The sequence below is a fragment of the Bradyrhizobium sp. AZCC 1588 genome (genome assembly GCF_036924735.1).
Classification (GTDB): domain Bacteria; phylum Pseudomonadota; class Alphaproteobacteria; order Rhizobiales; family Xanthobacteraceae; genus Bradyrhizobium.
Window position 1 is genome coordinate 5,476,628 of the sequence record NZ_JAZHSC010000001.1, and the last position, 14,198, is coordinate 5,490,825.

The following is a 14,198-nucleotide window of genomic DNA, read 5'->3' on the forward strand; positions in this document are numbered from 1 at the left end:
CCACGATGGCCGAACCGGAAGACCGCTTTTACGAGTCCCAGGGGCTGCGGTTGCATTATGTCGACTGGGGCAATGAATCCGCGCCGCCTCTGATCCTGGTCCATGGCGGGCTCGATCATTGCCGTAGCTGGGACGCGATTGCGCAGGCACTGCAGCCCCACTTCCACGTCATGGCTCCCGATCTGCGCGGACACGGCGATTCCGAATGGGCGAAGGGAAGCAGCTACGCCCTTTCCGACAATGTCTATGACCTCAACCGGCTGATGCGTTTCGCTGAACTGCAGGATGCTGCGATCGTCGGTCATTCGATGGGCGGGATGGTCGGGCTGGTCTATGCCGGCACCTATCCCGAGCGGGTATCGCAATTGGCGGTGCTCGACGGCGCCTTTTTGTCGAGCTCCCAACGCGTGCCGTTCCACGAACAGATGTCGCGCTGGATCGACCAGCTCGACCGCATCTCGGAGCATCAAGAGAGCACGTTCCGGACGATCGAGGAGGCGGCGAAGCGGTTGTCCACGCGCAACAAACGGCTGACATCGGCACTGGCGCTGCATCTTGCCCGCCACGGTGTCCGCCAAGGCTCCGACGGCCTCTATCGCTGGAAGTTCGATCATTATCAGCGGGCGCGGGCGCCATACCGGCTGTCGCCGGACGACTATGCCGCCCTATGGTCGCGCATCACCTGTCCGACCCTGTTGATGTGGGGCGACGAAAGCTTTCTCCCCGATCCCGCCAGCCTGCTCGCGCATTTCAAGAGCGCCGAGTTGGAAAAGATCGCGGGCGCCGGGCACTGGCTCCATCATGACCGGCTCGATGTGGTTCTGGCGTCGCTGCGACGGTTTCTCGGGGCGCCAGAGGCTGAGCTGGCGGTCGATAGCGGAATCACCGGACTCTGAGGTCAGAATCTGGGGAGAAAATTTCATCCGCGGGCGAGCTGATTGCGGCAATAATTCCACTGCCGGACGGCCTCCGGACGAAGCCGGCGTTGCTATTTTCCCTGACATCTCGACTAGCTAGCGGCCTGAGACCATTTTCCCTGTGCGCCTTGCCCCCCGGCGCACAGGGAAAGACGAAGAGATGCGACAGGTTCGTTCATTGCTGAGCAGGGCGTCCTCCCGGATCGGGCGCCGGCTTTCCCAAATCGTGGCCATTGCCGCCGCCAGCTTGCCGTCCGCCGGCGCTTGAGGCGCGGGCGTCCTTCGCTGCTCCGAAATCACGTCTGACGCTGTCAGCGCCTGATCGAGGCGCTGGACGAGCAGGTCCTCAATAGCCCCGTTCACGGTCGATCGAGTGCGGTGGCCGGCGGCCGGCCCGTATCGCTTCCGCCGTCGCGCGAAACGTCGCGCCGATCGCTTCCACGCTCACCTCGCAGGCATCGTGCGGCGTGACGACGATGCGGGGATGCCGCCAGAACGGATGGCGCGGCGCCAGTGGCTCGGTTGCGAAGACGTCGAGCGCAGCGCCGGCCAATTGCCCGTCCTCCAGCGCGGCGAGCAGATCGGCTTCGACCAGATGCTCGCCGCGTCCGACCTGGATCAGGTAGCTGCCGCGATACATTCGGGCGAATGTCTTGCGGTTGAGAATGCCTTTTGTCTCCGGCGTCAGTGGTAGCAGGTTCACGAGAACCTCGGTCTGGCCGAGCATGGCTTCGAGGCCCGCCGCGCCATGGAAGCTGCGCACGCCCTGCGGCGTCGGCTTCGCGGTCCGGCTCCACGCCATCACCGGAAAACCGAGCAAAGCGAGATCGGCGGCGACCCGGCGGCCAATCTGGCCAAAGCCCAAAATGCCGACCGCCACGTCCTGCGCCCGGCGCTGGCCGAGACGCTGCCAGCGTTCCTCGCGTTGCTGCGCCTGATAGGTTGCAAAGCGCCGCTGATGGCCGATCACGTGCCAGGCAACAAAGCCCGACATCATCTGCGCCTGCGCCGGATCGACGACACGGATCACATCGACATCAGGGCGCAGGCTGGGACATGCCAAGATGTTGTCGACGCCGGCGCCGATCGAGCACACCGCCTGCAGGTTGGGGTAGCGCTCGAAGGCGTCGTCCGGCGGATGCCAGGCCACCGCCAGCCGCACGTCCGTTGCCGGACCATCGTGGGGGTGGCTGACGATTTCGATGCGTTCTGCGGCGCGCATGAATTGCGGGCCGAGATAGAAGCGGAGATCGAGGCTCTTGCTGACGAGAACACAACGCATCGTTCAAGCGGCCTTGTTCATGCTGCCTTGTTCATGCAGCCTTGGACGACGACGTTTGCCCGGGTACCGCGGAAAGCAGCTCGCGCGTGTAGGCATGCTCGGGGGCCGCGAACAGGAGCGATGCGGATTTGAGCTCGACGATCGCGCCTTGCTGCATGACGGCGATGCGGTCGCAAATCTGCGCGGCCACGCGCAGATCGTGAGTAATGAACAGCATCGACAGGCCAAGGCGGGCCTTCAGATCTTCCAGGAGGTCCAGGACCTGCGCCTGAACGGAGACGTCGAGCGCCGACACTGCCTCGTCGGCGACCAGGATTTCCGGGTCAAGCGCGAGCGCCCGCGCAATTCCGATGCGTTGCCGCTGCCCGCCGGAGAATTCATGCGGAAAGCGCTCCATCGCGCTGGCGTTGAGGCCGACAAGGCTGAGCAACTCGCCGGCGCGCTTTCGCGCTGTCGCCGGATCGACTCCATGCGCAATCGGCCCATCGGTGATGATGTTGCCGACCTTGCGGCGCGGATTGAGGGAAGCGAACGGATCCTGAAACACCATCTGGATTCGACGGCGCTGCTCGCGCAAAGCCTTGCCGCCGATCCGGGTGAGATCGACATCGCCGATGCGGACGGTGCCGGCGTCGGGTTCGATCAGGCGCATGACGAGCCGCGCGACCGACGATTTTCCCGAACCGGATTCGCCGACCAGGCCCAACGTCTCGCCGCGAAAAATGTCGAAGCTGACGTCCTTGGCCGCCTGCACGCGGCGCTCGCTGCGGAACCAGCCGCCGCCGCTGACATAAGTCTTGCCAAGCCCGATCACTTCCACCGCCTTGCTGCGGTCGAGCAGAAGCGCCCGCTGCGGCGGCTGCAGCGTGGGAACGGCGGCGAGCAGCGCACGGGTATAGGGATGTTGCGCGCGGAGCAGCACGTCGTCGGCAGTGCCCTGTTCGACGACCTTGCCGTGCTGAAGCACGACCACGCGATCGGCAATCTCGGCGACGACGCCGAAATCGTGGGTGATGAACATCACCGCCATGTTGCGGCGGCGCTGCAGGTCGCGGATCAATTTAAGAATCTGCGCCTGCGTCGTGACATCGAGCGCCGTCGTCGGCTCGTCGGCAACCAGTAGGGCCGGCTCGAGCGCCAGCGCCATCGCGATCATCGCGCGCTGGCGCTGGCCGCCGGACAGTTGATGGGGATAGGCGCGCACCGCGCGCTCGGGATCGGGCAGGCCGACTTCGCGGATCAAGGCGAGTGCTTTCTGCTGCCGCTCCTTCGGCGTCAATAGGCCATGCGCCTCGAACATCTCGGCGATCTGCTCGCCGATGCGCATCAATGGATTGAGTGCCGTCATCGGCTCCTGGAACACCATCGCGATGCCGCGGCCGCGGAACGCCAGCCATTCCGCCGGGCTGAGCGCCAAGAGGTTCTTTCCCTCGAACAGAATCTCTCCGGATTCCGCCGTCACCGTATCCGGCAGCAGTCCCATCAGCGCATGGGCGCACATCGATTTGCCGGAGCCGGATTCACCGACCACGCAGAGGATTTTGCCGGCGGTGAGATCGAACGAAACGTCGTCCACGGCGTGGGCACGGTCACCGCCCGGCGGCAACGCCAGCTTCAGGTTCTTGACGACGACGGTCATGCTCATCGCCCTCCCTTGGTGAGGCGAGGGTTGAGCGCGTCGTTGAGGCCTTCGCCGATCAGGTTCAGCGCCAGCACCGAAACCAGAATTGCGATGCCGGGGAATACGGTGATCCACCAGGCCTGACGGATCACGGTGCGGCCGGCGCCAACCATGTAGCCCCACGACATCAGGTTGGGGTCGCCGAGGCCGAGGAAGGAGAGCGAGGACTCCAGGAGGATCGCGGTTGCAACCATCAGCGAGGCCAGCACGATGACGGGCGACAGCGCGTTGGGCAGGATCTCGCGCCAGATGATCCACCAGTTGGTCTGGCCGGTCACGACCGCCGCCTGGACGTATTCGCGTGTGCGCAACGACAGCACTTCGCCGCGCACTAGCCGCGCCACCGGCGGCCAGCTCACGATGGCGATGGCGGCCACGATCGAGACGATGGACGGTTGCATGATCGCGACCAGCACGATCGCCAGCGCGAAACTCGGAACGGTCTGGAAGAACTCGGTGAACCGCATCAGGGCATCGTCGATCTTGCCGCCGAAGTATCCGGCCACCGCGCCGAGCGGAATGCCGACCGCGAGCGAGGCCAGCGTCGAGATCAGGCCGACCAGCAGCGAGACGCGGGCACCGTAGATGATGCCGGCCATCACGTCGCGGCCGAGCACATCGGTGCCGAGCGGAAAGCCGGCAAGCGTGAACGGCGGCAGGAACGGCCGCTGCACCATGCGCCACGGCGAGGTCGGAAACAGCAGCGGGCCAATCAGGGCGACAGTCACCGCAACGATGAGGATCATGATGCCGATCATGCCGCCGGGATTGCGCAACAGCATTCGCGAAACCTGTTTCATGCGGCGAACTCGATGCGGGGATCGACGGAGCGATAGACGAGGTCCGTGATCAGGTTGAAGGCCAGCACCATGGCCGAGCAGACGACGAAGACGCCGAGCAACAGATTGTAGTCGCGCTGCAGTAGCGCCTCGTACATCAGTCGGCCGATGCCGGGCCAGGCGAACACGGTTTCGGTCAGCACGGCGCCGCCGACCAGCGTGCCGGCCTGCAGGCCGGCCAAAGTGACAACCGGCAACAACGCGTTGCGCAGCACGTGACGGCGCTGGATCACGGTATCAGACAGGCCCTTGGCGCGCGCGGTCTTGACGAAGTCGAGCCGGCTAACCTCCAGCATCGAGGCGCGCGTCATGCGGGCGTAGGTCGCCATGAAGAACAGCCCGATCGTCGTCGCCGGCAGGATCAGATGGGCGGCGACGTCGAGGACATGCGCAAGGCCGGTGTAGCCCGCGCCGACCGTCTCGTAACCAAAACTCGGCAGCCAATCCATCGTGACCGAAAACAACAGAATCGCCATCAGCGCGACCCAGAACAGCGGGGTGGCGTAGAAGATCAGCGCCGCGACCGTGATCGCGGTATCCGCCCAGGTGCCAGCAAAGCGCGCGGCCAATGCGCCGAACAGGATGCCGAACGCGAGCGAGATGGCGAATGCGGTGCCCGTCAGCAACAGCGTCGCCGGCAGGCGATCGAGGATCAGCTTCGAGACCGGCATCTGCTGGCGAAACGAAAATCCGAGATCGAGGCTGAGGATGCCTTTGACATACAGGAACAGTTGCACCGGCAGCGGCTGGTCGAGGCCGAACTTCTCGCGGAGCTGGGCGATGAAGAGCTGGTCGCCCGCGCCGGCTTCGCCCGCCATCACCACCGCCGGATCGCCCGGCGCCATCCGGATCAGGAAAAAGTTCATGACGACAAGCGCGAGAAGGACGACGATGGCTTTCGCGATCCGCTGGGCGATGAAGGAGATCATGGGCAGTCGCTTGCGTTGGAGGCGCGGATATCCCGGGCGTCAGGCCTGAACCCTGACGCCCGACGAGGCGGCGGTTACTTCTCGATCCAGGCGTCGCGGAAACCGTCGTTGACGCCGATGCCGGTCGTGATCAGGTTCTTGACGCTGCAGCGGGTGATGGTCGGGAATTGCAGCTCGAGCATCCAAGCGACCGGTACGTCCTCGACGAGGATCTTCTGCGCCTTGGCATAGATCTCTTCACGCGCTGAATCGGGGAAGGCGACCGCGCCGTCGGCGAACAGCTTGTCGATCTCGGGATTGGAATAGCCTTCGACGTTGTTGAACGGCGAGCCCTTGGCGATCTGGCTCGAGACATAGTTGCGGCCGACGCCAAGCGCGGGATCGCCGTACTGGTAGAGATAGGTGAACGCGATGTCGTAGTCCCACTCGCTGACTTTCTGATTCCAGCCGGGGACGTCGGTCGCGATCATCTCGACGTTGATCCCAACGTCCTGCAGGTTCTGGCGGACCATCTCGGCCCAGCGCTGCCACGTCTCGCCATAGGGCAGCGGCAGCATGCGAAGCTTCTCGCCCTTATAGCCGGATTCCTTGAGCAGGGCCTTGGCCTTGGCCGGATCGTAGTCGTATTTCGGTACCGCACTCGTGTAGTACTTGATCGCCGAGCCTGACGGACCGGTCGCGATCTTGCCGAGGCCGTTCCAGACCACGTCCTTGGCCATGTTGCGATCGATCGCAAACATCAGCGCCTGGCGGAATTTCTTGTTCGCTGTGGGACCTGAGCGGTTGTTGAGCCAGAGCCAGGAATGCGGGCTGAAGAATTCCCAGCCCGCCCCGGTGACGCAGGTGTTCTTCAACTTGCTCAAGCGCGGCACGTCGAAATTCTCTACCGAGCCGCCCGGCAGCACGTCGACCTTGCCGGTCTCATAGGCGACCGAACGCGCGGCAGCGTCCGGAATGACGTGCCAGTAGATCTCGTCGATGTTGGGTTTGCCCTTGACGTGGTAGTTCGGATTCTTGACGAGGCGGATGAACGAGCCCTTCTGCCATTCCCTAAACATGAAGGGGCCGGTACCAACAGGGGTGTTGTTGGCCGGATTAGTCTTGAAGTCGGTGCCTTCATAGATGTGCTTCGGGATCATCGGCAGCGAGCCGACCTCGAAAATGCCGATGAAGGGGCCGAACGGCTGCTTCAGCGTGAAGACAACGGTGGATTCGTCCGGCGCTTCCACTTTTTCGAGCTGCACGAGATTGCCGCGGGCGCGTGCGTGGGTCTGCTTCAGGAATTCGATCGAGAACAGCACGTCGGCCGAGGTGAACGGCTTGCCGTCATGCCAGGTCACGCCCTTCACGAGCTTGAACGTGTAGACCTTGCCGTCCTCACTGATCGACCAGCTTTCGGCGAGGCCGGGAAGGGGATCGAGCTTGGGGCTGTAGCGCAAGAGGCCTTCATAGATATTGCCGGCCACCATCTGCGTCGGGCCGTTCTGCACCAGACCCATCATCAGGCTCGGTGGCTCGGGCTGGATCACGGCGTTGACAACGCCGCCTGCTTTCGGCCCCTCGGCCACCGCTGCGGTGCTCAGCATGCACATCGCAGCAAAGCTCATCAAAATCTTACGCTTGGACATCGCATACCTCGTTTTAAAGAAAAAAGGATTTGGCGCTCTCACTTCGGCGAGGGCGGGTCCGTCAGTTCGCAAAGTCGGGATCGGTCCGCTCGAGCATCCGCTTGAAGGCGGCCCATTCGCTGTCGGGCACGCCATTGGTTTCGATCGCGTCGTAGAAGCTTGCGTATTGGCCGGCCGTCTTGCGGGCGACGGCTGCGGATAGTTCGATGACCTCGGCACCCGACGACTGGATTGCCAGTTGGGCGCGGCAGGAGCGCTCCAGATTGTGCATCAGCTTGAAGGCTTCGGCGACGGAGCGCCCGCAGGTCAGCATGCCGTGGTTGCGCAACACCATCACGAACTTGTCGCCGAGATCGGCGACCAGGCGCGACCGCTCGTCGAGATCGAGCGCGATGCCTTCGTAGTCGTGATAGGCGAGGCCATCAGTAAACTGCAGCGACCATTGATTGAGCGGCAGTAACCCCTGCTTCTGGCAGGCAACGGCGATGCCCGCGACCGTGTGCGTGTGCAGGACGCAGATGGCATCATGGCGCGCGGCATGGATCGCACTGTGAATGGTGAAACCGGCCGGGTTGATGCCGAGCCCTGTGGGATCGTCGATAACGTTTCCGTCGAGGTCGACCGTCACCAGGTTGGACGCCGTGACTTCCTCGAAGCGCAGGCCGTAGGGGTTGATGAGAAAACGGTCCTGCCTGCCGGGAAGGCGGACGGAGATGTGGGTGTAGATACTGTCGTCGAGACCGAGCCGGTGAATCAGCCGGTAGGCCGCCGCGAGGTCGATCCGGATTTGCTGGGTCTGGTCATCCACCGCCGGCCAGGCCTTCGCGGTGTGGTGGGCTGCGCTTGTCATTTCCGCCTTGTCCATTTTCAAGTTTTTCAGCTTGCGTGCGAGGCAGCATCTGGGCAAGATTAAAGTGTCGACAATCGACGATTAAAAAATAACCACGGACTGGCGCGGGTTTAGCCGATGCGGCCTATGTCTCTTCCGGTTGGATTACCGGCACTTGCGAACAGCGATCTGGTCGGCCAGATCGCTCGAATTTTGATGCAGGCCATTGTTCAGGGGCGACTGCCTCCTGGTTCCAAAGTTGTGGAGGCAGGGGTTGCCCGGGAATTGGGCGTCAGCCGTGCGCCTGTGCGCGAGGCGGCGCGCCTTCTGGAGAAACAGGGGTTGCTGGTCGCGAGCCCGCGACGCGGCTTTTTCGTCCGCAAACTCGAAATCAGAAATATCGACGAGATCTACGATCTGCGTCTGTGCATCGAACGGCACGCCAGTGTGCTGGCGGCGCGGCGGCTCACTCCGGAGTCGCGCGATATGTTGCGGCGGCAAATTGATGTTCTGCACCGGACCGCCGATCTCGACGATCCGGCCCGGCAGGTGGAAGAGGATTATCGCTTTCACCGGCTGATTTTTGAAATCGCCGATAACCGCCGCCTTTTGCGATTGTTCGATGATCTCGCAGCAGAGCTGCGCATGGTCATCGGCCTGATCGGCCGCCTTTACGACGACCCGCATGAGATCGCGCGAACCCACGAGCCGCTGCTGGCAGCGATCGAAGCCGGTCATCCCGAGCGCATCACCGCGCATGTCGACTACCATATCGGCCACGCCTGGCGCGAAGTCGGCAGGCTGGTGCGAGAGCTCACGCCGCTCGGCAATGCCGCCGAGCCGAGCAGCATCCTATTTCCAACCAACGGAGTGTCCGCGTGAAGGCCGTCTACACCGAACTGCATCGAAGCCACGATCCGCAATTCTTCCTGGTGCGCGGCGTCATCAAGCGCACCACCGAGCAGCCCGAACGCGCCGACCGGTTGCTGGCAGGGTTGAAGGCCGGCAAGCACAGCCTCGTCGAGCCGACGGTGTTCGGCCAGGGCCCGCGGGCGCGTGTTCACAGCGCGGAATATCTGCGTTTTCTGGAGGAAGCCTGGGACGCCTGGGTCGCACTCGGCGATTCCGGTTCGGAGATGATCGCCAACATCCACCCGGTTCGCTACGGCGCCACATACCCAACCCATATCGTCGGCCGCCTCGGCTGGCACGCGGCGGATACGGCAGCTCCGATCGGCAAGGGCACTTACGCCGCCGCCTGTGCCGCCACCGATGTCGCCACGACTGCGGCGCAACTCGTCATGGACGGCGAAGATGCTGTCTATGCGCTGTGCCGGCCGCCGGGCCATCACGCCTATGCGGACATGTCGGGCGGCTTCTGTTTCTTCAACAACAGCGCGGTGGCAGCGGCGCAGCTTCGGCTGCAGCATGAGCGCGTCGCAATCCTCGACGTCGACGTGCATCACGGCAACGGCACGCAGGGCATCTTCTACGAGCGCTCCGACGTGCTGACGGTGTCGATCCACGCCGATCCCGTCTTCTTCTATCCGTTCGTGTGGGGATATGCGCATGAGCGCGGTGCCGGTCCAGGCCTCGGCGCCAATTTGAATATCCCGCTGCCGAAGGGCACCGGGGATGACGATTACATCAGGGCGATCGGCGACGCCGAAAAAACCATCCGCGCGTTTGCGCCCGGCGCGCTGGTGGTAGCGCTCGGCCTAGATGCCTCGGAGCACGATCCGCTCGCCGGTCTTGCGGTCACCACGGCCGGCTTCCGCCGCATCGGCGCCGCGATCGCCCGGCTCGGCCTGCCGACGGTTTTCGTTCAGGAGGGCGGTTATCTCTCGGATATTCTCGGCGCCAATCTCACGGCTGTACTCGGCGGCTTCGAAGAGGCGCGTTAGCTCACGCATCGGCTTCTGCCACGCCTGCCTGCAGGTGTGGCACGATGTCCTGTTGCCCAAATCTCGACATCGGCCAGGAGCCGATCTAGGCTCAGGGCGCAATGCAACGAAGAACGGTCCGAATGCTCTATGCTTTGCGGGCTCTAGTGGCTCCGTTCTGGAGCTATTCCCGAGAGCGGACGGCTGCGCGGCGCGATGCGACCAGTAGCTCGGCCTCGCCGCTTCTGATGTACGTCACCGCCGTTCTCTTCCTGATCCTGTCGATCCTCGTGATCGATCTGCATCGCGACGAATTGCAAGCGCTCGGTCTTGTCGGTGGAGCAGAGCGGATCAATCCGGTCTTCATGAGCCCGTGACGTGGGCGCCTATTCGATGACGATGCGCGGCCGTGGCCGGTGCGCCGCGCCGGTTACGATCGCGGTCCAGACTTCACGCGCAATACTCACATAATGCTTGGCGTGAACGCCGTCGGGCTCGACGGCGACGATCGGCCGGCCATCGTCAGAGGTCTGGCGAATCTGCATATCCAGCGGAATTTCGCCGAGATAGGGAATGCCGCGGCGTTCGGCTTCCGTCCGCGCGCCGCCGTGGCCGAAGATCGGCGTGACGTGGTTGCAGGTCGGGCAGCAGAAGCTCGACATGTTCTCGATCAGGCCCAGGATCGGAATGCTCACCTTCTGAAACATGGCGATGCTGCGCCGCGCGTCGATCAACGCGATGTCCTGCGGCGTCGAGACGATGACCGCGCCGGCCAGCGGCGCCTGTTGCGCCATGGTGAGCTGCGCGTCGCCGGTGCCGGGCGGCAGGTCGACGACGAGGATATCGAGATCGTGCCATGCGACTTCGCGCAGCATCTGCGTGATCGCGGAGATCACCATCGGCCCGCGCCAGATCATGGCATTGTCTTCCTCGACCAGAAAGCCGATCGACATTACCTTGACGCCGAAGCGTTCCAACGGCTCCAGCATGCGCGGGCCGAGTTGCCGCGGCTTGCCGCGCAGTCCGAACAGTTTTTGTTGCGACGGACCGTAGATGTCAGCATCGAGAATGCCGGTTTTCAGCCCGAGCGCGGCGAAGCCGAGCGCGAGATTGCACGAGGTAGTGGACTTTCCGACGCCGCCCTTGCCGGAGGCGACGGCGATGACGTGCTTGACGCCGGGAATGCCTGATGCCTTCGACGTCGCGCGGGCCTTGAGATCCGGAGGGGTGGCGGACACTTGCTGCTCACGATCCAAGCGGATCGTCCTTCTTCACTTCGCGCGCGCGCAGATAATCTTCCGTCGACATGACCGGCGGGCGCTGCGGCACCGCATGCGGGTCGAAGCTTTCGTTTACGACCGCTTCGACGCGGCAATCCGCACACATCTTGATGACGTCGAGGCGCCTGGCGTTGGCGCCCTGGAACATCCAGTGCCTCTCGCCGCCGAGCTTGGCCAGCACGCGATCGATCGAGCTCTTGGTGCCGAACGGTTTGCCGCAGGCGATGCAGTTGAACGGCTCTTCCTCCTTCAGCACGCGCTGCGGCGTGTTCCAGGCCTGGAAGTCGAGACGCGGTTCGATGCTGATGACCTTTTCCGGGCAGGTGGATTGGCAGAGCCCGCACTGCACGCAGAGGCTTTCAGTAAAGCGCAGCATCGCGCGATCAGGGTTATCTGATAGCGCGCCAGTCGGGCAGGCGGTGACGCAGGCATGGCAGAGCGTGCAGCCTTCGACATTCAGGTTCACGGTGCCGAAGGGAGCGCCTGGCGCCAGCGGCACGACCTCGACGGGCGTGGGGGCCGCGAGGTGCAGCTCGCGAAACGTCGTTTCGAGCACGCCGCGTTTCGCACCGCGCGGCACAAAGCCGGCCGGCTTTTGCGTCATGACCCCGCGTGGAGCGGCATCCAGCATGGCGCGCAGTTGGTCCGGATCGTCAGTCTCGATGATCTGGATGATCCCGGCACCGAAACCCAACGCGGCAATGATCCGATCGGACGTCTCGACCGCGCGGCGAAGCGCCGTGATATCGTGGCGGGGTTTGGCTCGCGTTAGCAGCGCGACGCCGCTGCCGCCATAGGCGAAGACGGAAGCGATGATTTCCGGCCCGACCTGCGTTACTTCGTTGACGCGCAGCGGCAGTACGTTGGCCGGCAAGCCCTCGCCGAACCGCGCCAGCGCATCGATGATGTCCTCGCCATGCTCGCCGTCATGAAACAAGACCACGGCGTCGCTGCCGCCGGCCTTGCGGTAGGTCTGCAGCAGCGTTCGCAGCCGCCGCATCAGCGCGTCCGCGCTCGGCAATGCATAGGACGCAGCACCAGTCGGACATACCGACGCGCAGGAGCCGCAGCCGGCACAGACATTGGCATCTATCGCAACCGCGTTCCCGTTCGGCGTGATCGCGCCGGTCGGACAGAGGTCAAGACAGCGCGTGCATCCGGTAATGGACGAGCGGGAATGCGCGCAGAGCGACGGCTCGAAATTGACAAAGCGCGGCTTGTCGAAGGTGCCGACCAAGCCGCTGGCATCGGCGATCGCGCGCTCGACGGCGGCCTTGTCGCGCGGATCGGCGCGCAGATAGCCGGGGCGTAGTTCATGCGCGGGGAACAGCGGCGTGCCGCCCGAGAGATCGAGGATCAGATCGCAGGTCGACGTCGCACCATTGCGCGACGATCCGAACAAGAGCTTGGCGCGCGAGGAGGGCAATGGTAGCGCGTAGTCGTCGATCGCAAGCTCGAACTGGCCGAGATGGCCGCGGGCGTTGCGGATCGTGCCTTTGAGCACCGGAAATTCATTCGTGCGGCGTGGGATCACATCGCCGGGCTTTGTCAGCAGCACGGTAATGTCCAAACGATCGGCGAGACGCTGCGCCGCCTCGATGGCGATTTCGTCGCGGCCGTAGATCAGGGCAACGCCGCTGCTCTCGAGCGTCACCAGCGAGAGCGGCGGCATGTCTTCGCCCGCCGCAGCAATCAGTGCGGCTGCTTTCGGACCGGCCGACGCGGCATCCTTCGACCAGCCGCCGGTCTCGCGGATGTTGACGAAGGTGAGCTGGGCTTGCGGGGTGTTCTCCGCCACTTCCCGAAACAGCGGCGCTTCCTGGGTGCAGGCAACCGTAATCGGCGCGCCCTCGGCGAGCGCCTCCTTGAAGCGGTCGAGGTCGAGCCCGCAAAGCTGATTGGCCTGCGTGATCTTGCTCGTGCAGCCGCGACCGATCGCTTCCGCATCGAGCGGCATGGTCTTCTCGCAACTGCAAATCAGGAGGCGCGACGTCGCCGCACTCATTTTGAAATACCTTGAACCCGGAGCATCAAGCGGGTTGTTGCTTCATCCTACGGTTCTGCGGTAACCGCTCGGACGGATATCTGCAAGATACAAAGGCCGCTCACGTGGCCAACTTGCACGGAATAGCATACACAAGCGGCTCGTGGAGCAATTAGGGATTAGCCGCTCGTGATCGTTCGTCCAAGAGATATGGAACAGACGCTCGATTTGCCACCCGGTTATACTTTGGTCGCGTTGCGCGAGCTCGGCGACGCCTTTGCCCATGCTCGCGAGATCGCGGCGGAGGCGGGGGCCGGAACGCTGGTATGGGTACGCCGCTACGATCTGGTCGAGTTCGCGGTGGTGCTTGAACCCGACGAGCCGCTCAGGTCGGCGCGGCGGGCGTTCTTTGCCGGCATGAATGCGCTGGCGGATGCGATTGCGGCTCATTGTCCGCCGGAACGAGAGGTCAGTTTCGACTGGCCCGACGCGATCCGGTTTGACGCGGGATTGCTTGGCGGCGGGCGGCTCGGCTGGCCCGCTGAATGCACCGAAGACGACATACCGTCATGGCTCGTTTTCGGCGTGATCCTGCGCGCGGCCGCCATGGCGCATGTTCCGGAGGTGCAGGCGGCCTCGGGCGTGTCCCTGCTGAGCGAAGGTTTCGAGATGGTCGATACCGATGCGATCATCGAAAGCTTCACCAGGCACCTGATGACCGCGTTCGATCGCTGGAAAGAGCGCGGCTTCGAGGCGATCGCGCGGGATTATCTGGAGCGGCTTCCCAAGAGTAAGGCCGGCGAGCGCCGGGGCATCGACGTTAACGGCGATCTCCTGGTCAGCATGCCGGCCGGCGGCGGAGCGCCGGAGCGGAGCAGTCTTGTGGATGCGCTGGCAAGAGCCAGTTGGTATGATCCGCAGGCGCGCGGTCCGAAATTCGGATGAG

Annotated in this window: 13 protein-coding genes; 5 read left to right on the plus strand and 8 right to left on the minus strand. The window is 63.9% G+C overall.

All coding sequences use genetic code 11. From position 1 onward, the window contains the following. Nucleotides 1-5: 5 nt before the first annotated feature. Complete coding sequence (locus V1277_RS25430) at nt 6-896, plus strand: alpha/beta fold hydrolase (RefSeq protein WP_334418665.1); 891 nt, start codon at nt 6-8, stop codon at nt 894-896. A gap of 367 nt (nt 897-1,263) precedes the next feature. On the opposite strand, the gene V1277_RS25435 is transcribed toward V1277_RS25430, so the two are convergent. From V1277_RS25435 to V1277_RS25460, 6 genes are all read right to left on the minus strand, one after another. After that, on the minus strand, nt 1,264-2,199 hold the full coding sequence (locus tag V1277_RS25435) for a 2-hydroxyacid dehydrogenase (protein ID WP_334418666.1): 936 nt from the start codon (nt 2,197-2,199) through the stop codon (nt 1,264-1,266). Nucleotides 2,200-2,230: 31 nt separating this feature from the next. Continuing rightward, nucleotides 2,231-3,844, minus strand: coding sequence for an ABC transporter ATP-binding protein (locus V1277_RS25440; protein ID WP_334418668.1), 1,614 nt, complete (start codon nt 3,842-3,844; stop codon nt 2,231-2,233). Further along, the gene (locus V1277_RS25445; protein WP_334418670.1) at nt 3,841-4,680 is read right to left on the minus strand and encodes an ABC transporter permease; all 840 of its coding nucleotides are present in this window, start codon (nt 4,678-4,680) and stop codon (nt 3,841-3,843) included. The genes V1277_RS25440 and V1277_RS25445 overlap by 4 nt, the downstream gene beginning before the upstream one ends. Beyond that, on the minus strand, nt 4,677-5,648 hold the full coding sequence (locus V1277_RS25450; protein ID WP_334418671.1) for an ABC transporter permease: 972 nt from the start codon (nt 5,646-5,648) through the stop codon (nt 4,677-4,679). Before V1277_RS25450 ends, V1277_RS25445 begins: the two co-directional genes overlap by 4 nt. Before the next feature lie 74 nt (nt 5,649-5,722). After that, entirely contained in the window at nt 5,723-7,276 is a 1,554-nt protein-coding gene (locus V1277_RS25455) for an ABC transporter substrate-binding protein (protein WP_334418672.1), read from the minus strand. A gap of 61 nt (nt 7,277-7,337) precedes the next feature. Continuing rightward, a complete protein-coding gene (locus tag V1277_RS25460) occupies nt 7,338-8,126 on the minus strand; it encodes a class II aldolase/adducin family protein (RefSeq protein ID WP_334418673.1) in 789 nt (262 codons plus the stop codon). Nucleotides 8,127-8,252: 126 nt separating this feature from the next. Between V1277_RS25460 and V1277_RS25465 the strand changes: the two genes are divergently transcribed. The 3 genes from V1277_RS25465 to V1277_RS25475 all read left to right on the plus strand — a co-directional run bounded on the left by V1277_RS25465 (nt 8,253) and on the right by V1277_RS25475 (nt 10,365). Further along, nucleotides 8,253-8,987 (plus strand): GntR family transcriptional regulator, encoded by a 735-nt coding sequence (locus V1277_RS25465; RefSeq protein ID WP_334418675.1) that lies wholly within the window; start codon nt 8,253-8,255, stop codon nt 8,985-8,987. Then, nucleotides 8,984-10,009 (plus strand): histone deacetylase family protein, encoded by a 1,026-nt coding sequence (locus V1277_RS25470; protein ID WP_334418677.1) that lies wholly within the window; start codon nt 8,984-8,986, stop codon nt 10,007-10,009. Before V1277_RS25465 ends, V1277_RS25470 begins: the two co-directional genes overlap by 4 nt. Before the next feature lie 122 nt (nt 10,010-10,131). Then, nucleotides 10,132-10,365 (plus strand): hypothetical protein, encoded by a 234-nt coding sequence (locus V1277_RS25475; RefSeq protein WP_334418678.1) that lies wholly within the window; start codon nt 10,132-10,134, stop codon nt 10,363-10,365. 9 nt (nt 10,366-10,374) lie between these two features. Here the strand turns inward: V1277_RS25475 and V1277_RS25480 are convergent, their stop codons facing one another. Together V1277_RS25480 and V1277_RS25485 are read right to left on the minus strand one after the other, a co-directional pair. Then, nucleotides 10,375-11,226: an Mrp/NBP35 family ATP-binding protein gene (locus tag V1277_RS25480; RefSeq protein ID WP_334418680.1), complete on the minus strand. Its 852-nt coding sequence runs from the start codon at nt 11,224-11,226 to the stop codon at nt 10,375-10,377. Nucleotides 11,227-11,233: 7 nt separating this feature from the next. Continuing rightward, on the minus strand, nt 11,234-13,273 hold the full coding sequence (locus V1277_RS25485) for a 4Fe-4S binding protein (RefSeq protein ID WP_334418681.1): 2,040 nt from the start codon (nt 13,271-13,273) through the stop codon (nt 11,234-11,236). A gap of 189 nt (nt 13,274-13,462) precedes the next feature. Here V1277_RS25485 and V1277_RS25490 point away from each other — a divergent pair, with 189 nt between their 5' ends. Beyond that, on the plus strand, nt 13,463-14,197 hold the full coding sequence (locus V1277_RS25490; RefSeq protein ID WP_334420451.1) for a biotin/lipoate--protein ligase family protein: 735 nt from the start codon (nt 13,463-13,465) through the stop codon (nt 14,195-14,197). Nucleotide 14,198: the final 1 nt, after the last annotated feature.